This is a genomic window from Arthrobacter sp. SD1074B (genome assembly GCF_056780195.1).
In genome coordinates, this window is the sequence record NZ_JBRAZT010000003.1 from 42036 (window position 1) to 61560 (window position 19525).

At 63.2% G+C, this 19525-nt stretch carries 21 protein-coding genes and 5 pseudogenes; 9 read left to right on the forward strand and 17 right to left on the reverse strand.

All coding sequences use genetic code 11. From position 1 onward, the window contains the following. Positions 1-19 precede the first annotated feature (19 nt). Positions 20-1108 (reverse strand): Abi family protein, encoded by a 1089-nt coding sequence (locus tag ACUYM2_RS18560; protein WP_481601554.1) that lies wholly within the window; start codon positions 1106-1108, stop codon positions 20-22. A gap of 122 nt (positions 1109-1230) precedes the next feature. Here ACUYM2_RS18560 and ACUYM2_RS18565 point away from each other — a divergent pair, with 122 nt between their 5' ends. The 3 genes and pseudogenes from ACUYM2_RS18565 (at position 1231) to ACUYM2_RS18575 (ending at position 2136) form a co-directional block, all read left to right on the forward strand. Next, positions 1231-1632, forward strand: coding sequence for a helix-turn-helix domain-containing protein (locus ACUYM2_RS18565; RefSeq protein WP_476975948.1), 402 nt, complete (start codon positions 1231-1233; stop codon positions 1630-1632). A 98-nt stretch (positions 1633-1730) separates the two neighbouring features. Beyond that, positions 1731-1988, forward strand: a pseudogene (locus tag ACUYM2_RS18570) (zinc-binding dehydrogenase); the annotation flags it as partial. Between the two features lie 13 nt (positions 1989-2001). Then, positions 2002-2136, forward strand: a complete 135-nt coding sequence (locus ACUYM2_RS18575) for a zinc-binding dehydrogenase (protein WP_169998703.1) — start codon at positions 2002-2004, stop codon at positions 2134-2136. A 47-nt stretch (positions 2137-2183) separates the two neighbouring features. Here the strand turns inward: ACUYM2_RS18575 and ACUYM2_RS18580 are convergent, their stop codons facing one another. Further along, positions 2184-4556 (reverse strand): transketolase-like TK C-terminal-containing protein, encoded by a 2373-nt coding sequence (locus ACUYM2_RS18580; RefSeq protein WP_476975947.1) that lies wholly within the window; start codon positions 4554-4556, stop codon positions 2184-2186. Positions 4557-4786: 230 nt separating this feature from the next. Between ACUYM2_RS18580 and ACUYM2_RS18585 the strand changes: the two genes are divergently transcribed. Beyond that, on the forward strand, positions 4787-5359 hold the full coding sequence (locus tag ACUYM2_RS18585; protein ID WP_350005776.1) for a TetR/AcrR family transcriptional regulator: 573 nt from the start codon (positions 4787-4789) through the stop codon (positions 5357-5359). Between the two features lie 6 nt (positions 5360-5365). On the opposite strand, the gene ACUYM2_RS18590 is transcribed toward ACUYM2_RS18585, so the two are convergent. After that, positions 5366-5479 carry a hypothetical protein gene (locus ACUYM2_RS18590; protein ID WP_350005778.1) on the reverse strand — a complete coding sequence of 38 codons (114 nt, stop codon included), beginning with the start codon at positions 5477-5479 and terminating at the stop codon, positions 5366-5368. After that, on the reverse strand, positions 5436-5981 hold the full coding sequence (locus ACUYM2_RS18595) for a hypothetical protein (protein WP_350005780.1): 546 nt from the start codon (positions 5979-5981) through the stop codon (positions 5436-5438). Before ACUYM2_RS18595 ends, ACUYM2_RS18590 begins: the two co-directional genes overlap by 44 nt. Between ACUYM2_RS18595 and ACUYM2_RS18600 the strand changes: the two are divergent. Beyond that, a pseudogene (locus ACUYM2_RS18600) lies at positions 5889-6098 on the forward strand (hypothetical protein); the annotation flags it as partial. The gene ACUYM2_RS18595 and the pseudogene ACUYM2_RS18600 overlap by 93 nt on opposite strands. Before the next feature lie 354 nt (positions 6099-6452). On the opposite strand, the gene ACUYM2_RS18605 reads toward ACUYM2_RS18600, so the two are convergent. The 9 genes from ACUYM2_RS18605 to ACUYM2_RS18645 all read right to left on the reverse strand — a co-directional run bounded on the left by ACUYM2_RS18605 (position 6453) and on the right by ACUYM2_RS18645 (position 14102). Next, complete coding sequence (locus ACUYM2_RS18605; RefSeq protein WP_481601555.1) at positions 6453-6857, reverse strand: class I SAM-dependent methyltransferase; 405 nt, start codon at positions 6855-6857, stop codon at positions 6453-6455. A gap of 655 nt (positions 6858-7512) precedes the next feature. Beyond that, positions 7513-7770 carry an aromatic-ring hydroxylase C-terminal domain-containing protein gene (locus tag ACUYM2_RS18610; protein WP_476975998.1) on the reverse strand — a complete coding sequence of 86 codons (258 nt, stop codon included), beginning with the start codon at positions 7768-7770 and terminating at the stop codon, positions 7513-7515. 26 nt (positions 7771-7796) lie between these two features. Beyond that, positions 7797-7946: a hypothetical protein gene (locus tag ACUYM2_RS18615; protein WP_350005786.1), complete on the reverse strand. Its 150-nt coding sequence runs from the start codon at positions 7944-7946 to the stop codon at positions 7797-7799. 393 nt (positions 7947-8339) lie between these two features. Further along, positions 8340-9950, reverse strand: a complete 1611-nt coding sequence (locus ACUYM2_RS18620) for a 4-hydroxyphenylacetate 3-hydroxylase family protein (protein WP_481601556.1) — start codon at positions 9948-9950, stop codon at positions 8340-8342. A gap of 50 nt (positions 9951-10000) precedes the next feature. Next, on the reverse strand, positions 10001-10579 hold the full coding sequence (locus ACUYM2_RS18625) for a flavin reductase family protein (RefSeq protein ID WP_275216464.1): 579 nt from the start codon (positions 10577-10579) through the stop codon (positions 10001-10003). A 162-nt stretch (positions 10580-10741) separates the two neighbouring features. Further along, a complete protein-coding gene (gene catA, locus ACUYM2_RS18630) occupies positions 10742-11590 on the reverse strand; it encodes a catechol 1,2-dioxygenase (RefSeq protein WP_275216462.1) in 849 nt (282 codons plus the stop codon). A 181-nt stretch (positions 11591-11771) separates the two neighbouring features. Beyond that, positions 11772-12050 carry a muconolactone Delta-isomerase gene (gene catC, locus ACUYM2_RS18635; protein ID WP_275216460.1) on the reverse strand — a complete coding sequence of 93 codons (279 nt, stop codon included), beginning with the start codon at positions 12048-12050 and terminating at the stop codon, positions 11772-11774. Between the two features lie 43 nt (positions 12051-12093). Further along, the gene (locus tag ACUYM2_RS18640; RefSeq protein WP_275216458.1) at positions 12094-13194 is read right to left on the reverse strand and encodes a mandelate racemase/muconate lactonizing enzyme family protein; all 1101 of its coding nucleotides are present in this window, start codon (positions 13192-13194) and stop codon (positions 12094-12096) included. Further along, a complete protein-coding gene (locus ACUYM2_RS18645; RefSeq protein ID WP_275216456.1) occupies positions 13191-14102 on the reverse strand; it encodes a LysR substrate-binding domain-containing protein in 912 nt (303 codons plus the stop codon). The genes ACUYM2_RS18640 and ACUYM2_RS18645 overlap by 4 nt, the downstream gene beginning before the upstream one ends. Positions 14103-14832: 730 nt before the next feature. Here ACUYM2_RS18645 and ACUYM2_RS18650 point away from each other — a divergent pair. Continuing rightward, positions 14833-15005: pseudogene (locus ACUYM2_RS18650) on the forward strand (IS256 family transposase); the annotation flags it as partial. A gap of 469 nt (positions 15006-15474) precedes the next feature. Here ACUYM2_RS18650 and ACUYM2_RS18655 read toward each other — a convergent pair. Then, entirely contained in the window at positions 15475-15981 is a 507-nt protein-coding gene (locus ACUYM2_RS18655; RefSeq protein ID WP_275216454.1) for a MarR family winged helix-turn-helix transcriptional regulator, read from the reverse strand. Between the two features lie 95 nt (positions 15982-16076). On the opposite strand from ACUYM2_RS18655, the pseudogene ACUYM2_RS18660 reads away from it, so the two are divergent. Then, positions 16077-16318: pseudogene (locus tag ACUYM2_RS18660) on the forward strand (NAD(P)-binding domain-containing protein); the annotation flags it as partial. A 162-nt stretch (positions 16319-16480) separates the two neighbouring features. On the opposite strand, the gene ACUYM2_RS18665 reads toward ACUYM2_RS18660, so the two are convergent. Next, complete coding sequence (locus ACUYM2_RS18665) at positions 16481-16693, reverse strand: hypothetical protein (RefSeq protein WP_275216452.1); 213 nt, start codon at positions 16691-16693, stop codon at positions 16481-16483. A gap of 109 nt (positions 16694-16802) precedes the next feature. Between ACUYM2_RS18665 and ACUYM2_RS18670 the strand changes: the two genes are divergently transcribed. Further along, positions 16803-17846 (forward strand): LLM class flavin-dependent oxidoreductase, encoded by a 1044-nt coding sequence (locus ACUYM2_RS18670; protein WP_476975855.1) that lies wholly within the window; start codon positions 16803-16805, stop codon positions 17844-17846. Positions 17847-17873: 27 nt separating this feature from the next. Then, entirely contained in the window at positions 17874-18059 is a 186-nt protein-coding gene (locus tag ACUYM2_RS18675) for a hypothetical protein (protein WP_476975856.1), read from the forward strand. A 220-nt stretch (positions 18060-18279) separates the two neighbouring features. Here ACUYM2_RS18675 and ACUYM2_RS18680 read toward each other — a convergent pair. Both ACUYM2_RS18680 and ACUYM2_RS18685 read right to left on the reverse strand, forming a co-directional pair. After that, a pseudogene (locus tag ACUYM2_RS18680) lies at positions 18280-18871 on the reverse strand (transposase); the annotation flags it as partial. A gap of 315 nt (positions 18872-19186) precedes the next feature. Then, positions 19187-19474 (reverse strand): hypothetical protein, encoded by a 288-nt coding sequence (locus ACUYM2_RS18685; RefSeq protein WP_481601557.1) that lies wholly within the window; start codon positions 19472-19474, stop codon positions 19187-19189. Positions 19475-19525 lie beyond the last annotated feature (51 nt).

The following is a 19525-nucleotide window of genomic DNA, read 5'->3' on the forward strand; positions in this document are numbered from 1 at the left end:
GGCCATGAGTGGGCAGTTTTCATGGCCACCAGCGGGCATTTTTGCTGGCCGCCCGTGGGCACAAACTATTGGCCATTGACAGCTTCCACAAGTCCAGGTCCAACCAGTCAGCCGGGAAGCCCATGCTGACGTTGGGAGATAGGAGCTCGGTCCCGTCCGGGGCTGGAAGTTCGATGTCGAGCTTTTTGATCTGCGTCTTGAAGGTCAGATGCCAGTTGGAGCCACTGCTGTGCGACCTGAGCATGAACGCCAGGACGGCGGCGTAGATGTAGAGCCTTTGTCGTGGTTTGGGTGTGTTCGTGAAGTCGGAGCCGACCAGGTGAGTCAGAAGGTCGCCGTGGGTGTCGTGTTGCCCGAACGCGATCGGTCGTTTGAAGGCGCGGTTGAAAAGGCGGGACCCGTGCGCGCACGCATTGCGGAAGTCGACCATCATGCGCAGCATCGCCCCAAACCGGCTGGGGTGGGCGAACCCGAACATGCGCGCTACCTCGCGGGCGTCCGGGGTCTGCATGAGCTCAAAGAGATAGGGCAGGTTTCCGAAGCTGAGGACCTCGGTTACGGCCCAGATAGGCACGTCCTGGTGGGGATACTTCAGTAGGTGGTGCTTAAGGAAGTCTTCGTCTTCGGCGCCGGACTTAACCGCGTCCCGCCAGGTCGTGGTCCACGCATCGAACTTTGTACGTTTGCCAAGGGATTGATCTCCGCTGAGCTGGTCGCAACTGCGCGCCTCGAGGAATTGCTTGTCCGCGTGGGCTGCAACGTTCTTCGCCGCGAGCGTGTGGGCCATGGCTGCCCTCAAGCGAACTTCGAAGTCCAGCAGGCCTTCCTGGCAGACCCGGGCCAGCTTGAAGTCGAAAGCTTCCAGCTTCAGGACGTGCTCAATGCTCGCCCCGGCTATGTAGTCATCGGAACGGTATTGGTGCAGACGCGCATCGATCTTTTCAGGTGGAAGCAGCCGCCGGAAAACGTACCGGTACGCGCCAGAGCGGAAGTAACCAACACGGGTGAGGAAGTTAAGCGCTGCGGTGGGGTCAGGAATGGCGAGGCCACGGGCTTCGAGTTGTCCCAGTAGCTCGTCGCGCTCTTTAAATTCCTTCGTATACTCCACGCATCACCGTATGTCGCTTAATGAAAATTGCCCCCTTGAGCCGGAGCTCAGAGGGGGGCAATGTCTGATGGCAAAAATGTAACACATTTACCCGGGTAGCGGGTAAACGCCCTCGTTTAGGGTTGCCACGTCAAGGTGAAGGGCGTCCGGGGCGAGGTCGGTCGGGTGACGCTTCAAGCGGTCGCAACGTCGGTTACCGCTGGAACTTTCGGCAACTGATGGCCCAACGTAACCTCTGGAAAACCACCGAGTTCCTCCCCCTCCTCAAAGCGCGGGGCATCAACCTCTCCAACGCCCAGGTCCACCGGCTCGTCACCGGAACACCCGAACGCATCCCTGCCCAGACTTTCGCGGCCCTCTGCGACATCCTGGAATGCACGCCCAACGACCTGTTCGAACCCTTCGTGCAGATGCGTGCCGCCAAGACCGCCAATGCCCCAAAAAGGCCGGAAGACCTGGGAATCGCACCCGGCGCACCGAGCGCCCGCCGGATCCGCGTGCTGCCACCGGACGAGGATGCCTAGGCCCCGAAAAGCCGGGGTCTCCACTTTCGCCATTATGTTCGCTGCCGCGGCAGGAGCCCGTGTGCGGCGACGTCTTCGAGTGCTGAAAGCTCACCGCCGCCCGTGCCATCAGCGTCGACGAGGGATTTCTCTACACAGATCTTGAATGGGTCCAGCAGGTGCTCGAAGCTACCGGAGGCGGTGTGGACGTCATCATCAACGGTGCCGGTGCCAACCTGGCGGAAGCCATGGGATGTCTGAAACCAGGAGGCTGGATCGTCGTAGTGGGCTCAACTGCCGGGAGCACGGTCAGGACCGAAGTCCCGGACCTCTATTTCGGGCAATATCGATTCTCGGGCGAACCTTGGAAGCCCTGATGATTTTGCGCAGATGCTCGATCTGGTCGACAAGCACCAGATCCGCCCGCTTATCGACTCCGTCTACCCGCTGTCGGAGGTCGCCGAGGCGCACCACCATCTCGAATCCAGAAAACATCTTGGGAAGCTCGTCCTAAGCCTTGGCTAAAGATGTTCGCGCTGTGACGACCGCGAGGCCGGCGTTTTCCTAGAACCTTAGCGGACGAGGTTTAGTGCAACATTGACGATGGATTCTTCGTCGATGCCGTGGATCCGGTAGGCGTCCTGCAGATCAGAGGACTGGCCGAAGTCCTTCACTCCCAGGGAGATGGTTCGGTCGCCGCGGGCTCCGGCCAGGAAGGACAAGGTGTGGGGGTGTCCGTCCTGGACGGTGACGAGGGGCGTGGGGGCGTGCCGGGGAAAGAGGGCGTCAATGATGTCGAATCCGCTCCCGGTGGTTCCTTGGTTGAGTGAGTTGCGGCGCTGGAGGGATTCGAAAACCAGGTCGGGGCTGGTTAGGCAGACGACGCCGGCGGTGATTCCGAGCACCTTCAGCCGCTCGGCTGAGGCGATGACTTCCGGCATCATTGCCCCGACGCCGACAAGCGTGACGCTGTCCTCGGCCGGGTTGTGGTCGGTCAGCCGGTATCCGCCGGCTACTGCGTGCCGACGGCGCCGCTCGAGCAGCACATCGTCCGCCGGCATGGCAGACAGGGACTGGTCCAGCGGACGCGTAGTCAGTCGGAAGTAGGCCGAGCGTCCGCCGGGAACACCGATCCGGCTCATGGCTTCGAGCATGCACCACTCGAGATCCTGGGCGAAGGCGGGCTCCCAAGCGGTGCACTCGGGTTGCTCCAGGCCGATGGACGGAGTGGTGATGGACTGGTGCGCCCCGCCCTCCGGTGCAAGGGTGACTCCCGAAGGCGTTCCGATCAGGATCGACTGGCCACCGGCATACATGCCGAAGGACCACGGTTCGAGGGCGCGGGCCACGAACGGGTCGTAGATGGTGGCGATGGGGATGAGCGGCTGGCCCCAGCGGCTCCAGGTCGTTCCGAGTTCTGAGGCCAGACCCACGAGATTGGTTTCGGCGATGCCGAGTTCGATGTGCTGGCCGCGGGAGTTTTCAACCCAGCGGAGGACTCGTTCGGGGTCGTCGGTGAACCAGTCCCGGCGTTCACCGACGGACCACACTCCGGTCTTGTTGATCCAGCCGCCGAGGTTAGTGGAGGAGGCAACATCGGGGCTGCAGGTGACCACACGGTGGGCCACCTCCGGCGCGGCCCGTTTCAGGTCAGAGAGGAACCGTCCCAATGCGGCTTGGGTGGAAATTTTGTCGCCGTAGCCCCATGGAAGGGACACCGGGACCGGGACTGACGGGGCCGGGGCGAGTTGCGGGCGACTGAGCCGGCCGGCTGCCTCGGCGCATACCCGGTCCTCGACGGTGCCGGGCTGGAACTTGCGCCAGGGGTCCGATAGATCCATCCCGGAGGTCTCCGCCAAGGTTTCCATCTGATCCTTGGTCAGGAGTGCTGAGTGGTTGTTCGGGTGGCCTTCGGTGGCAAGGCCGCGGCCCTTGATGGTGTAAGCGAAGATGACGGAGGGCCTGCTGCGGTCGACCTGCTTGTAGGTGTCCAGCAGCAGTCCGATGTCATGTCCGCCGAGGTCGCGGACCGCCGCGGCCTGCTGCGCAGCGTTGAGTGAGCGCAGCAGGGTTTCCATGGCCGGGGTGCAGCCGCTGGCGCAGAGGCGGTCGAAGATCTCCGAGTGGGGGGACCGGAGCATCCGCTGGTATTCCCCGTTCGGCATGGCCTCCAGGCGGCGCTGCAGATCCACACCGCCTGGACGGGTGAAGAGTTCCTGTACGCGGGTCCCCCACTTGCGGGTCAGGACCTGCCAGCCGGCGGCTTCGAACATGCCCTGCAGGCGCAGAATCTGGGAGTCGGGGACCACCCGGTCCAGGGACTGTCGGTTCAGGTCAACGATCCAGAGCAGTTCGCCGAGTTTCACCACGGTTGGGTCGGCGACGGCTTCCCAGATGGCGCCTTCGTCCAGTTCGGCGTCGCCCAGGAGCCCGATAAAGCGGCCGGATTTCCGCGAATCGGCGTACCTGTCGCGGACGAAGCGGTGTGACATGGCGGCCCAGATGGTGGCCGTTGCCCCGATGCCCACGCTGCCGGTGGAGAAATCCACCGTGTCAGGGTCCTTTGACCGGCTGGGGTAGCTCTGGAGGCCGCCCTTCTGCCGAAGCGTTCCGAGTTTCTCTTCGTCCAGGTCGTCCAGAAGGTAATTGAGGGCGTGCAGAACGGGGGAAGCGTGCGGCTTGACGGACACACGGTCCGCCTCAGTCAGCTCGGAGAACCAGAGCGAGGTCATGATCTCCACCATGGAGGCGCTGGAGGCCTGGTGTCCGCCGACTTTGATTCCACTGGCGTTGGGGCGCCCCCGGTTGGCGGCATCCACGATGGCGACGGCCGTCCACCGGACCCGCCGGGCGATGTTCTCCAGAACGGCTGTCCGGGAATCTGCTTCCTCCGGGGCTGCGGCGCCCCAGGGCCGGGATGTCACCTGAGCGTCTTCCACCTTCATGACGGTCTCCTGTACAAGTAAGCGTTCGGCGCTTAATGCTCCTCACGGCGGTGAACAAGGTCGATTGCCCCTTGCTCGGGATGTCCCGGATGAAGTTACATCACGGAATTAACTAAGAATAACTTCTCAAATGCTAGCCGAGGGCAATCGAACTGAGAAGAGCTTCGCAGTAGATTCTGGGGTATCTTGGAGGCGTGCACAAGCCTGCTAGATCTCCTCGAGCCGATGCGGTGAATTCCAGGCAGAAGCTCCTGGATGCTCTGGGGCGTCTTCTCGAACACCAGGGCCTGGATGTCACGCTGCCGGAACTGGCGCGGGAGGCCGGGGTCTCAAGCGCTACCGCTTACCGGCATTTCGATGACGTCGAAGAAGTGCGGGCGGAGTTCTACAACCGAATATTCGATCGGGTCATTAGGGCGATTGAGGAGCTGACCGAGAGGTACACCGGATTGGATCTCTTCCATCGGGTCTGCCAGACCTGGGTGGAGCTGGAGCTTCCTTGGTCCCGCGCGGCTACGTATATCCGCAGTGCCGAAGGCATTCTGGAGCGGGTCCAGCGCGGTGAGCGCCTGAGCTCCTCGTATCACCGGCTGGTAACCGGAGTGCTCGATCAGCTCATCGCGGCAGGCGTGATCCCTGCGCAGGACACCGATTACGCCGCCCTGCTCTGGCTGACGATCTTCGATGAGCGGGTCTTCGTCGATCTGCATACAGCCAAGGGGATGGAGTCCTACGAAATCAGCCACCGCCTCGGCACGTCACTGTTGGCTGTCCTGAAGCAGGGCGACCATTACCTTGCCTAGCCACCGTTAGGAGACGCGACGGAACAGGGCTGCGAGAGCTTGGCCTCCACCGATGCATATCGTGACGATGCCGAGCTCAAGGTCCCGGCGGGCCAGATCTTTTGCGACCCGCAGGCTCAAAATCGCGCCCGTTGCGCCGACGGGGTGACCAAGTGCGATGGCTCCACCGTAGGGGTTTTGTCTTTTCTGGGTCGAGTTTGGCATCGCGGATGACGGCAACGGCCTGGGAGGCAAAGGCCTCGTTGAGTTCGATCGTGTCGATGCCCGCCGGTGTTGTGCCGGTCTGTTCGAACAGTTTCTTCAGGGCAAGAACGGGTGCGTAGCCCATCAGCCCCGGCTTGAGGGCAGCGGTGGCGACCGACTCCAGTGTGACCAGCCCGGTGAGCCCGCACCTTGGGGCCGTACTCGGCGCAAAGGGTCCTGCGCGGCTGGTCTTCTTTTCATTGCTTTGCAGCTGATGGGCTCCGGCAACGCCTGGGGCGCCGCAGCCCCGGAGGAAGCAGATTCCCGGACAGCCGTTCTGGAGAACATCGCCCGGCGGGTCCGGTGGACGGCCGTCGCCATCGTGGATGCCGCCAACCGGGGGCGCCCCAACGCCAGTGGAGTCAAAGTCGGCGGACACCAGGCCTCCAGCGCCTCCATGGTGGAGATCATGACCTCGCTCTGGTTCTCCGAGCTGACTGAGGCGGACCGTGTGTCCGTCAAGCCGCACGCTTCCCCCGTTCTGCACGCCCTCAATCGCCACCATCTACGACCCGTTCGTGGCCCGCGCCCTCGAACCGTGGTCCTTCGGCATGTATTCCGGTGGCCAGTCGATCCTGATCGGAACGCCTTCGGGAGTCACCCTTGCACCGGGCGCACCAGCCCATCACCACTCCGTCCATCGGCCTGGAGCAACCCGAGTGCACCGCTTGGACGCCCACCTTCGCCCAGGCTGTGGCATGGCCAAGGATGTGCGCGACCGGCGGCGCGAGCGGATGGACGGAAAACCCGAATCTCCGGTTGTCGCTGACCGTAAACCCTGCATCGGTGATCGCCTTAAGCGTTTCCCTGTTCGGGTGGCAGCCGCCGGATACTTGCTTCCAGAACGGGGTCAGGAAGTCCTCCGCCACGGCAAAGACCCCATGTCGGAGCGGACATGCTCATAGAAGGCCAGCACCCCACCCGGCCGCAGGACCCTGCGCGCCTCAGCCAGGGCCGCGGACTGCTCAACGACGCTGCACAAAACAAGACTGGTGACCACCGCGTCAGCACTGGCATCGGCAGCAGGGACAGCCTCCGCGGCCCCGGCAACGACGATGACCGGAACCGGAGCAGACACTGCCCTGTTTGCGGCCAAAGCGCGCAGGTAATCATCAGGCTCCACCGCCAGAACCTCCGTGACCGTGGCGGGGTAAAGCGCGAACGCGGACCCGGCCCCGGCCCCTATCTCGACGACCCGGCCATACAAACTACTCAGCAGATCCCGGCGGTGCTCAGTAACGCCCCCTCGGTTCATGCCTTCAACCGCCCGGGCATAGGCGCGGGCAAAGCGGGGATGCTGCAGCCCGCCGGCCCAGCAGGAGCCGGTGGGCCCGGGTGGTCGAGGGCACCGCCCGCATGGTAGCTGCCCAGGGCTGCGAAACCCCGCCCGACATCCTTCTGAAAAAGCATCCTGACGGCCCTGCCATCGCCACACCCTTGGACTCCAGTCCCCCCGCTGCAGGACCAACCACCGGCCACACTCCCCTCCCTGACGAAGGCAGCACCAGCCGTCAAGACCGGCCCGGCCCTACTAGCCATGCACCGCAGACAGCCTCAGCCCGGAAAGGTATCGTAGGGTCATCCCAAACCCACGGAGGACGTTATGGATAACGAGAACCTTCACCAACAGGACATTCCGGACCGCGTGCGTTCCAGCACTCCTAGCACGTCCAGGCCGGACTCGACCGCGAAATCGAACGCCACATCGACACTTACGCCGACCGGTCAAAAGCCGACATCACTAAACGCATCGAGGAACTCGACCACGAATGGGACGTCGAACGGCTCCTCGACTCAATGCCTCGTCCCTGGCCTTCATCGGCACGGTACTGGGAGCGACAACCAACCGGAAATGGCTGCTGCTCCCAGCAACTGTCCTGGCATTCCTGTTCCAGCACGCCGTCCAAGGCTCAAAAGACAGGTTCATGGTCAATTCTCCTGTAAAGGGCGCCTTCAGGATCACCCGGCAAGCGGTCCGTGGGCCAGCCGACGTGTTTGTCAGGGCGGACCAGTACGGGGCCGTTTTCGGCCACGCCGCGCAGTTTCGCCCAGTCGCAGTATAGGTCCGTGACGTCCTGGCCCGGGCCGATGACGGAGCCGAGGGTGACGCCGAGCCGGTCGCTGACTTTCTGCGCGGCGGCTGACCAATCCGGAAACCCATCAGCCACGGGCTGCGCCGATGAATTCTGCCCGGTCAGTCCACGGGGTCCACTTCGTGCCAGCCCACCCAGGCGGACGAGGTCAATGTGACGGTGGGGGCCGCCAGCTCGGCCTCCCACAGTGCCAGGTCCTGCCTGCGGGTGACGTGGAACAGCAGTCCCAGGTGATGCGCCAGAAAAATCATGGGGTCTTTCCCTTCCAAGCGGATTTCAGCAGCGGTTCCAGGTCCGCAGCGACGGTGCTGCGGGATTCGACGGCGGCACGTGGGGCGTTATGAGATACACGGCTTCGGGTATTTGCTCTTCGCGGAATCCGAGGCCGGCCGGTGTTTTTCTGCGTCTTACCCGAGGACTCCTCCGTGATTCCCCAGACGTTGGTGGTTTCTGAACCGGCGTAACCGGTGGGTACCGCGACGATGGGAAGTCCGGTGGTCCCGGCGATCGCTTTTTGCCAGGGCGACGGCGGAACCCCCGCCCACAGCGACCAGGAGGTCGGTGTGGGCGGATCGCGCTACTGACGAGCCGGTTGCAGGTACGGCACGGAATGCCGTGCCGTACCTGCAACCTTTTCCCGTCGGCTAGTGTCGTTTCAAGAACAGGCTGACGTCGTCGTTGCTGATGAGGTCCGGCACGGTCCAGCCGTCGAGGTCGTACTCGGCCAGGCACTGGTCCGCGAAGCCCTTCATGTAGTCCGTGGTCCCCTGGGCCTGGGCTGCGAAGAGGATCTCGGCTTTCACGTTCTCGTGGTTGCCGGAGTAGTTCCGTTCGTAGAGTTCGTGGCGGCCGCCGAATTCGGTGCCGATGGAGTCCCAGAGGAGTTTCATGAGCTTGACCCGGTCCACGGCCTCGACGCCGTCGGAGCCGCGGACGTACTTGTCGAGGTACGGGCGGATCTCGGGGGTTTTGAAGTCCAGCGCGGAGGAGTTCAGGTAGATCAGGCCGGACGCGACGTCCTGTTCGATGATTTCCTTGATCCGCGGGTAGCCGATGGACATGAACATCCGGTAGGACAGGCCGTAGTCCAGCTTGGGCAGCACGGTGCCGTTCGGGCCCTGGTCCGGGTTCAGTGTCATGCCGTCGATCAGGGCGTAGAACATGTTGCGCCAGCCCAGCACCTCGCCGACGCGTGTCTGGACGCCGCGGAAGTCCTGCGTGCCGGCGACTTCCAGGGCCTTCATCAGTAGTCCGGCGATGAAGTCCAGCTTGGTGGCGAGGCGGATCACGCCCTGGAAGGTGAAACGGTTGATGAAGCCGGTCTGCGGGAAGAAGTTATTGATCTTCTCCACGTCGCCGTAGGCGAAGACGTTCTCCCACGGGATCAGGACTTTGTCGAAAACAAAGACGGAGTCGTTCTCGTCCATCCGGCTCGAGAGCGGGTAATCGAACGGGGTACCCATCACGGCAGCCTGGTGGCTGTACGAGGCACGGCTGATGAGCTTCACGCCGGGGGCATCCATGGGGACCGTGCAGATCAGCGCGAATTCCTTGCGCTTGATCGGCAGTCCGTAGTGGGCGATGAAGTTGTAATTGGTGATCGCCGATCCGGTCGCGACGACCTTGGCGCCGGAGACGATCAGCCCTGAGTCGGTTTCTTTCTCGACCTTCATGAAGACATCGCCGACCTGGTCCGGCGGGAGGTGGCGGTCCACCGGCGGGTTGATGATCGCGTGGTTCCAGTACAGGACCTTTTCCTGTGACTCCTTGTACCAGCGCTTGGCGTTCTCCTGGAAGGGCTCGTAGAAGTCCGGCATGCCGCCGAGGGTGCCCAGAAACGCCGCCTTATAGTCGGGCGAGCGGCCCAGCCAGCCGTAGCTCATCCGCGCCCAGGTCTCGATCGCGACGCGGTCCTTCTTAAGGTCCTCGACGCTGTGCGGTGTGCGGAAGAAGGACATGGTCTTGCCGCCGGACCCGGTGTCGGTAGGGACCATGAGCTTGTCCTGCAGCTCGGGCTTGTGCATCGCGTCGTACAACCGGGCCGCCATACGGATCGAGTTCCGAAAGGCGGGGTGGGTGGTGACGTCCTTGACCCGTTCCCCGTAGATCCAGACCTCACGGTCGTCTTTGAGCGAGTTGATGTACTCGTCCCCCGTCATCGGCATCTTCGGGTTCGCCGGCGTAGTCCGCTCACCCATCGATGGCGTCGGGGAATCCGACGGTCCGGTGCCCGGTTGGTCAATAATTTCAGTCATGATCGTCCCTTTCAGGGAAAATAGGTGCGAGCTATGGGCCTCAAGATCGTTTAGAAAGCGTTGAGGGGTTTGAAGGATTTGGCGCCGGCGAACCAGCCGGACTCGGGAGCGTCTCCGGAGTGGTCCCACGGCGCACCCTCAACTAACGATCCGACGTGGCGGAACTTACCACCGAAGAACAGCAGCGGGTCGCGCTTCGTAATTTCCATGGCGATAACCTCTCCGACCACGATGATGTGGTCGCCGCCGTCGTAGATGTTCCACGGCCGGCATTCCAGCGTGGCCGCGTTCCTCGTCAGCACCGGAACGTCTCCGTCCAGGGTCCATTCCGGCTCCTCGTCCATGACTTTCCCTGCGAAATGCAGGGCCACATCCATCTGCTCCAGGGAGAGGATGTTGATGGCAAACGGTGCACCCTCCAAGTACCGGGCGGCACGCGAGGTGCGGGTCAGCGTCACCTGGGCGAGCGGCGGATCAAGAGACACCGCGGTGAAGGCATTCACCGTAGCGCCGTGCGGCACGCCGTCCTCGGATCGGCAGGTTACGACGGTGACTCCGGTGGCGAATGTTCCGAATGCGTGGCGGAGTTCGCGGGTGTCGATCGGGGCCGTGACTGTTTTCTGAGTCATCGACGCCTCCTTCGTTCGGGACTGATTTTGGCAATGCGGCATCAGGGCGGGCCGTTAAGGGGAAGGCAGGTGGCGGATACTCCGCCCCGGCCGGCTTGGCGTGCGCCGCTGCTGGGCGCCCGAACACTGTTCTAGTGGTCAGTCCTATATTAGTTTTGGAGGTTAGTCCTGCGGGTCAAGGATGAAATCGTACGTGACTTCGCGGCCCTGTCTGTCCGCACGCTCCGTGGGGGCGAGGACGAGTTCGGGCTTGACGGCCGAGGCGATGTCGTCGGAAACGTGCTCGCCGCCCTCGAAGTACAGCTGGGTGGTGATCAGCTGGTGTTCCGCGGCGGAGACCTTGAAGTGCAGGTGGGCCGGACGCCAGGCATGCCATCCCGCTGCCGCGATGAGGGCGCCGCAAGCGCCGTCAGTGGGGATCTGATACGGGGCCGGCTGCATGGTGTTGATCTGGAAGTTACCCTGTTCATCGGCAATGATCGAGCCGCGGAGGTTCCATTCCGGCAGCCCTGGTGCGAACTGGGAGTAGAAGCCCGCGTCATCAGCGTGCCACAGCTCGATCAGTGCGCCAGCGAGAGGCTCGCCGGCGACGTTGCGCACCTGGCCCTGGAAGAGCAGCGGAGTACCGGGCTCGTCTTCGCGCATGGGCAGCGTGGCCGGATTGTTCAGGACAGGGGCGTTAGGAATGTAGTAGGGACCCTCGATGGCTCCCTTGGAGCCATGCCGGTTGGCCTCGGCAACCTCTACAATCGAGTGCTCCACCCAGACGTCCAGGAACAGCGGCCATTCGCCGTCCTCGCCGACCCTGATGAGCCACGCCTTGAACGCATTGTACTCGTCGTACGTGACCTTTTCGTCCAAGACGGTGTCGTTGATCGCCTTGATCACACGGTTGGCCAGAGTGCTCACTCGCTCCTGGCTGGTGTTAGCTGCGAACTGCTTGTTCTCGCGGAAGCGGGCGGTTGCGCCTGCGCCTGAAGCGGCGGCGGTGGCCTCTGTTTCGGTGGTCATGCTGACTCCTTTGTCGATACATCTGTGTGCGTTTCCGGACTTGGTATCTCTGTACTGTCGCGGTGTCCCGCGTCACATGGGGTAATGGTTTAACCGTAGGGCTGTAAATGGGTGAGAGGAAATACTTATTTCGGGCTCATTGAAAGCTTCTGGATATGAATGTGGCGGATCCAGGCCCGGGTTAATCAACGGCGGAGGGGTGCTTGGCCAGCGGAGTGACCTTCATATCCATGTATGGAAAAAGCGGGAGGCCGGACAGCAGTTCATGCAGTTCGTCGTTATCCGACACGTCAAACACCGAGTAGTTGGAGTACTCTCCCACAACACGCCACAGATGCACCCAACGGCCGTCACGCTGCAGCTGCTGGGAGTACTTCCGCTCCTGCGACTTGACGGCGTCGGCCCTCTCCTGAGACATGTCCAACGGAAGGTTGACGTCCATTCGAACCAGATAAAGCATCGGTTTCTCCAAGCTGTCAGGGCAGGAAGCCGGTTGTGTCCGGTCAGTCCTGCCGGTACTTTGTCAATTTTTCAGCATCGACTACAGCGCCGACGCCGGGCACCTCACGGACCCGGATGGTGCCCCCGGTGATCTCCAAAGGCTCGGCCAGGAGATCGTCCGTCATGTCCAGGAAATTGGAGAGCTCCCCCGCCCGTCGTGAGCTGGCCTCGAACGCCGCGCCGAATGTCACTGTGGCGAGGCTGCCCACCTGGGTGTCGATCTGATTGCCCATGGTTACGTCCACGCCCATCCCCTCGCAGAGGCCAAGGATCTGCTGGGCTTCGGTAAAGCCACTGCGTGCAGTTTTGATGCAGATGGCGTTGCTCCCGCCGGATAACAACTCCCGGGATACGTCGCCGAGGGTTGGCACGCTTTCGTCCCCGACAATCGGGATGGTGGAGTGCTGGACCAGGCGGCGCCGACCCATGGCTTCGCCGGCATCGCATGGCTCCTCCAGCATGGAAAGACCCAGGCCTTCCGTGCGGCGCAGGACCTCCATGGCTTCGTTGGCTGTCCAGCCACGGTTTGCGTCAAGGTAGATTTCCGTGTCCGCGCCCAAGCCGTCCCGCAGGACCTGGCTCGCTTCGACGTCGAGGGAAAGCGGCCGGCGCCCTGTCTTCAGCTTGAACGTGTTGATGCCATAGGTCTCCCGGAAGCGCAGTGCCTCTTCGAGAAGTTCCGCAGCAGGCTTGAATCCCAGCATGTGGCAGACCCGCATACGGTCCGTGAAGCCGCCCAAAAGCTTATGTACGGGCGTGCCGAGCGAGATACCGATGATGTCCCACAGCGCGATGTCAAGGGCGCCTTTGGCCGTGGGGTTATGAACCGTCCGGCGCAGGATCTGCTGGACCTTGGACCTGTCCAAGGGGTCCAGGCCGATCAGCTGCGGCGCGAAGATCTTGGTGACTACCGAGACGATCGAGTCCTGGGTCTCGCCGTAGGTGTAGGGCCTGGGAGGAGTGTCCGCGACGCCCATGATGCCGTTGTCAGTGTGGATCCGGATCAGGACGTGATCGGCGGTGGTCACCTCGCCGCTGGCGAACTTCAGCGGCCGCGCATACGGGATGGCATACGGGATCGCTTCGATGAGTTCGATTTTCATGGAGTCAGTCCTTGGGCTTCTGAAGCGGTGTGGGAACCGGGGAGGGAATCAAAAAGTGCCAGAAAACTTTCCAGAAGTGGAGTCTCGCTGCCCCTGCTCCAGGCCACGGCCAGGTCCACCGGCGGCGGATTACGCAACGGACGGAAAACGACACCTTGAAAGGAGAACATCCGCGACGTCATGGGAACCAGCGCGATCCCCATGCCTGCGGCAACAAGGGAGAGCAGGGTGGAAGTCTCCTTGGCCTCCTGGACCAGCTTGGGCTGGAATCCGGCACCCCGACAGGCGTCAACAAAGATGCTGTTGACCGCAGAATAACCGGGATAACTGATGAAGCCTTCCTCCGAGAGTGCAGCCAACTCCAGGGTCCCCTTCTCGGCAAACGGGGAGTCCGCCGGCAATGCTGCAACCAGCTGGTCCTGCTCCAAAAGCTTCAGGGCGAGGCCTCCCGAGTGGACGGGCGGGCGGAGAACGGCCGCATCGAGCCTGCCCTCCTCAAGCGCAGCTTCCATCTGCGGCGTCAGCATCTCGCCCTGAACCGTAATGCGGAGTCCGGGCATGCTGCGTCGCGCGGCCTGGACGATGAGTGGCATCAAGCGGTACGTTGCCGTGCCCGTGAAGCCCACACGCAGCACCCCGATGGCGCCGTCGCCAACCTGCCGCACATCGGATTCGAGCACTTCCAACTCCTGCAGCAGCACACGCCCCCGGTCCAGCAGGACCTGCCCCGCCGGTGTTAGCTCCACCTTCCGCGTGGTCCGAACCAGGAGGGGTGTGCCCAGCTGTTCCTCCAGCTGCCGGATCTGCTGGGACAGCGGGGGCTGGGCCATATGCAGCCTGGCCGCCGCCTTGCCGAAATGCCGTTCTTCCGCAACGGCGATGAAGTACTTGAGATGTCGCGTCTCCATTGAGGCCTCTCAGTAGGTCTACTGGCGCACTGCCATGAAACAAGCCTAAGAGCCGGTATTCGTAAAAATAAATACCTATTTATCCGTAACTAGGATCTATTGGGTCCTAATCGCGCCGTAGCCACCCCTTCAAGTGTTGGCATCGCATGCCCATAACCCGGCTGTCGGCGGTCGCGGCTTTGGTGGTCGCCGTAGCTGGCAGCAATTCCTGAGTCGATCAGGACCTGTGTCAGCTGGAGGGTGTTTAGCTGGCCTCCCGCCACGGCAGCAGGCGGCGGGAGCCTGATTCCGCACCCGTTGCATCTCTGCCGCCAAGACTGTCACAGTCAGCGACTAAAACCGCGGGTGCAAGAACGGCTTCGGCTTCCTCTGCGAAGCGGCCAGAACTTTCTTGTTAACGCTCAGCATTTCGGAGAGCACAGCAGAGAGCGCCGCTTCTGGATCCTGACCCAGGGAATGGGCGCGCCAGCCGATGTGCTTGTCCGGGCGGACCAGGATGCCAGGACCTTTACGGGGATTGGCTCCGCCAGTGCGAAATCGAGGAGGACGGTGTCATGACCTCACGGCCTTCACCGATCACCACGGCCTTGAGCTCGATATCCAGGCGATCTGCAACCCGCATAGTGGTGTAACGCCACGGTGGTTGTCTGGCGTCGTTGCTGACGTGAAGGCGGTCACCGTGTGATCCTTCGAGGAAACTCTCACATCCCACTCGAAAGGCATCAACACGATGACCGTTCCCCATATTGTCGACCCGCGACCGTGTTCGGCGATGCCCTGACCGACGCGTCCCCGGATCTGATGCGGTATCTGCTGCAGACCATGATCAACGCTTTGCTGTCCGCTGATGCCGTTGTCGGCGCGGAGTGTGGCGAACGCAGCCCTGACCGCACCACCCACCGCCAAGAATCGGGCCGTGAGAGTACCAGCAGGGCCGGCGCAGTCCGTGAGACAAGTACGGAATTGCTAACTCAAGTGAGACGGCTGGCCCCGGATCCGTCTCAATGCACCTGGCAAAACCCCAGGTCGGTGTTGCCAACTTGACTGAGACCGGACACCGGCCCGACCGACTCGTTAGCCGCGTCCGCGGGCAGTTTTTTGGGACCGGCCAGCCAGTTGGCAGGCGGGGGCTGGGGGGGGTCCGCCTAGGCCTTAGCGGGCGCATCCGCCTGGGGATGCCCGCACTCGACGGCACGCTCCCGGCCGCCGCAGCGATGCGACCAGAAGGCCCACGCGGCCGACTGCCGCGCGGTCATGTCGGGATCCGAACGACTACGAGCGGCGGCTCAGGAGAAGCTCGATTTGAGGTGCGAACGCCAATCCCGCCATCGAGCAAAGGGACCATGCGCCCGGCATGGCGGAGGCGCCTGCCCTAGACAAGATTGTCCATCGCTTCGCAGGGGCTGGTTCCGGGCTGGGCGCGGTGAACAGCCCTTGCCAGCTGACTGATCAGTGCGCCGAGGGTCCGGGCTTCGTCTTCTGCCATTCCAGCAAGGAGGTCGGCCTCTGCTGCCGCGACGCGATCCTCGTAGGCGGCGAGCATCCGCCGTCCGGCTGCTGTAGCGATGATTTTCCGCGCCCTGCGGTCTGCCGGATCCGGGATGCGTTGGACGACGCCGGCGTCCACGAGGGTATCGAGCAGGTAGGTCAGCACGGTCCTGTCGATGACCAGGTGTGCCCCGAGGGCCTGCTGGTTCGGCGGATCTTTGTGCACGACGGCGGAGAGCACCTGGAAGCCGCGGATGCCGGCCGGCATCTCGGCGACAGCGCCCTCGAAGCGGGTCTGGTAGCCGCGCAGCACCAGTGCCAGATGCCATCCCAGGTCGCCCGGAACGGCTGCCGTCGTGGTCCCGGGGCGGGTCTGTGTGCTTTCGGTCATGAACACATTATACCCTCAAGCGTGAAGTTGCGCAGATGTTCTGTGGGGAATATAGTCTGTTACACAACATATATTGATCAGCGAGGACCAGCAGTATGAGCGATGCGCAGCACCGGCCGGCAGAGGCCTGGACGATTGGAATACTCGGGGCCGGCAGGGTCGGAACCGCCGTCGCTCGCCAGGCTCTCAAAGCCGGCTACGACGTGAAGATCGCAACCTCAAGCCGGCAGACGAAATCGCTCTGCTGGTGGAGATCATCACCCCCGGCGCGGTGGCCGTCACGTCCGCCGAAGCGGCGGCGGCGGACATCGTCGTCGTGGCTGTTCCCCTGCACAAGCACCGCACCCTCGACCCGGATCTTCTGGCCGGCCGGACGGTCATCGACGCGATGAACTATTGGGCGCCGGTCGACGGGGAGATCGACGACTTCGAGAACGATGTCAGGTCGAGCAGCGAAATTGTGCAGGCCTACCTCTCCGGCTCGGACATCGTGAAGACGCTAAACCACATCGGCTACCACGACCTCGAAGAAGACGGCCGAAAACCGGGCGCCGAAGGCCGGCGCGCCCTGGCCCTGGCCGGCGCCAGCGTCGAGGCGAAGGCCATCGTGGCCGATTTCATCGACCGCCTCGGCTATGATCCGGTGGATGCGGGTCCGCTCGAATCCGGACGGGCCTTCCAGCCCGGCACCGAGATTTTCAACGGCAGCCACACCGCAGACCAGCTGCGCTCCATCTTGGCCGCGGACCGCGGACCGCGAACCCGCCCGCGCCTGAACCCTGCATTCAACAACCACACAGCACTGCACACAGGAGAACATCATGGAACTGGGCGCCTACAGCTTCGGCGACACCCAACGCAACCCCGACGGGAGCCTCCGGCCCACCGCCGAGGCCATCCGCAACCTCTTCGAGGCGATCGTCCTGGCCGACCAGAACGGGCTGGATTACTTCGGGGTCGGCGAACACCACACCCTGGACATGCCCGCGTCATCGCCGGGTACCGTGATCGCCGCCGCCGCGGCGGCAACGAAGCAGATCAAGCTCGGCAGCGGCGCGAGCATCATCAGCACCGACGACCCGGTGCGGGTGTTCCAGCAGTTCGCCATCGCCGACGCCGTCTCCGGCGGCGGCCGGGTGGAAATCACCGCCGGCCGCGGATCCTCGGTGGAGACGTTCCCGCTCTTCGGCTACGACCTGAACGACTACGACCGGCTCTACGCCGAAAAACTGGACCTGCTGATGACCATCAACAACAGCAAGACCGAAAACGTGACCTGGTCCGGGACCGTCCGGCCTTCACTCGACGAGCTGGCCGTCGTGCCACGGCCGGTCAACGGCTCCCTGCCTGTCTGGGTGGCCACCGGCGGCAGCGCCCCGTCCTCGGTCCGCGCCGGAAAGCTGGGCCTGCCCATCTCCTACGGCATCATCGGCGGAGCCCCCGCCAGGTTCGCCACGCTGGCAGACCTCTACCGCGCTTCCGCGGAGCAGGCCGGGCACACCGGAGAGAATATCAAGGTCTCCGTCGCAGCCCTGGGGCTGATCGCCCCGACCAAGAAGGAAGCCATGGAACGCTTCTACCCCGGCTGGTACAACCTCAACATCGTAATGGGCAAACTCCGCGGCTGGCCCGCCCCTGACAAGCGCCAGTTCTTGGCCCAGGCGGAGTTCCCCGGCGCGTACTACGTCGGAGACCCCGACGAAATCGCCCAGCGCATCGTGGACCTGCACGGCCACATGGGGCACATGCGCCACTTCCTGCAGATGGACATCGGTGGCCTGCCCCAGGAGCACTTTCTGGAATCCCTGATCCTGCTGGCCACCGAGGTCAAGCCCCGCGTCGAACGCCTCTTGGCCGGCAAGTAGCCCCGGAATCAAAGGACTAAGGCAATCATGGAACTTGGTGTCTACAGCTTCGGCGATACACAGCGCAATCCCGACGGGATTTTTCGCTCGACCGCGGAGGCGATTGGCGACCTCTTCGAGGCGATTGTCCTGGCAGGCCGGACCGGGCTGGACTACTTCGGCGTGGGCGAACACCACACGACAGACATGCCCGCCTCATCCCCGGGGCGGTGATTGCCGCCGCCGCCGGGACAACCAGGCAGATACGGCTCGGAAGTTCCGTGAATGTCCTCAGCACCGGTGAAGCCCCTCGCGGTGGTTCCCCGCCCGGTCCGCGGACAGCTCCCGATCTGGCTCGGCATCGGTGGCAGCGCCCCCTCCGCTGCCCGTGCCGGAAAGCTGGGCCTACCCGTCTCCTACGGCATCATCGGCGGCACCCCGGCCCGGTTCGCTGCTTGGCCGGGATGCCGCCGAGGACCTGGACCGCTTCGATGTGGCCTTCCAGGAAAGCTTCCTGGGCCTGGTCGGGTAAATCCTATGGATGGCCTTACCCGAGTGAGAGAGCCGGAAGACGAACAGGTGGTACTTCGTCTTGACCCCGTTCAGCACCACCCAGACTTCGCCGAAATCCACCTCGGCCTCAGCGCCCGGGGCGTGTTCCTGCGGGACGAATACCTCCACTCTGCGCCGGCTTCAAGATCGATCTGGGCCCGGCGGAGCCGCACGTAGTCACGCACGGTCGAATACGACAATTCCCTCGCTCCGTATTCTTCGATGAGCCGGGCAAGGATCCTGCGGGCAGTATGGCGCTGCTTCCGCGGCGCTGTCGTGTCCTCGACCAACATGGCATCGATCACCGCTTTGAACGGCTCCAGCCGCCAGGACACCCCCTGTCGCGGTTTGCGTTCCGGAGGGGCGGCTGATTCCAGAGCCTGCCGCAGTGTTCTTCGGTGAACCCCGTGCCGGACTGCCAGCGCACGGACCGAGAGGCCCTCGACCCGGGCTTCCCTTCGGATTTGCGCGAACAACTCCACCCTCGACTCCATCCAGACCAGCCTTCCGCCTCATCCATCCACCGATGAATCCAACATTGAAGGCGGGGCCACATATAACCGTCACAAGCTGCCCGGCGAGTCACGAAGTGGGGCCAGAGAGAACCGGGTGGATTCTAACCATCGTCGCAACACTGGGTAGTTGGGCGTGGGTGTTTGGGAGCCTCTATTTTGGAAGCCCCAGCGCAAATGCTCTGGGGCGTCGTATCAGAAAGTGGTAGCCGCAGCGGCCGGGAGAACCCTTATTCCGTCAGTCGCGTTGATACCCCACCACATCAACTACATCCTGCGAGCCGCCCGCTCTGTGATCTATAGTTGCCTACCTCTGCGGTCGAAGTCAGCCCGGCGGCCGTCTTCCTCGTCCCAGAACGGCTCGTCATTGCGGCGGACGCGGAGCAGGTAAGCGAGAAATATCACGCCGACAACCACCACTCCCACCGCCAGAAATAGGGCCAACGAATCACCCCGACCAACGAACGCGAGCAGAGCGCTCACCAAGTTGCCCAGGGTTAGGACGACGCAAACCCAGAACGAGAAACGGAAGCCGCCGCGCGTCATTCTCGGCGCCATCCGCCTGCGACCCTCTGTCGCTGACATGGTCGGAGCCTACAACTCCGAGTCAGAGTCGTCCACATGGGGATTGCAGCA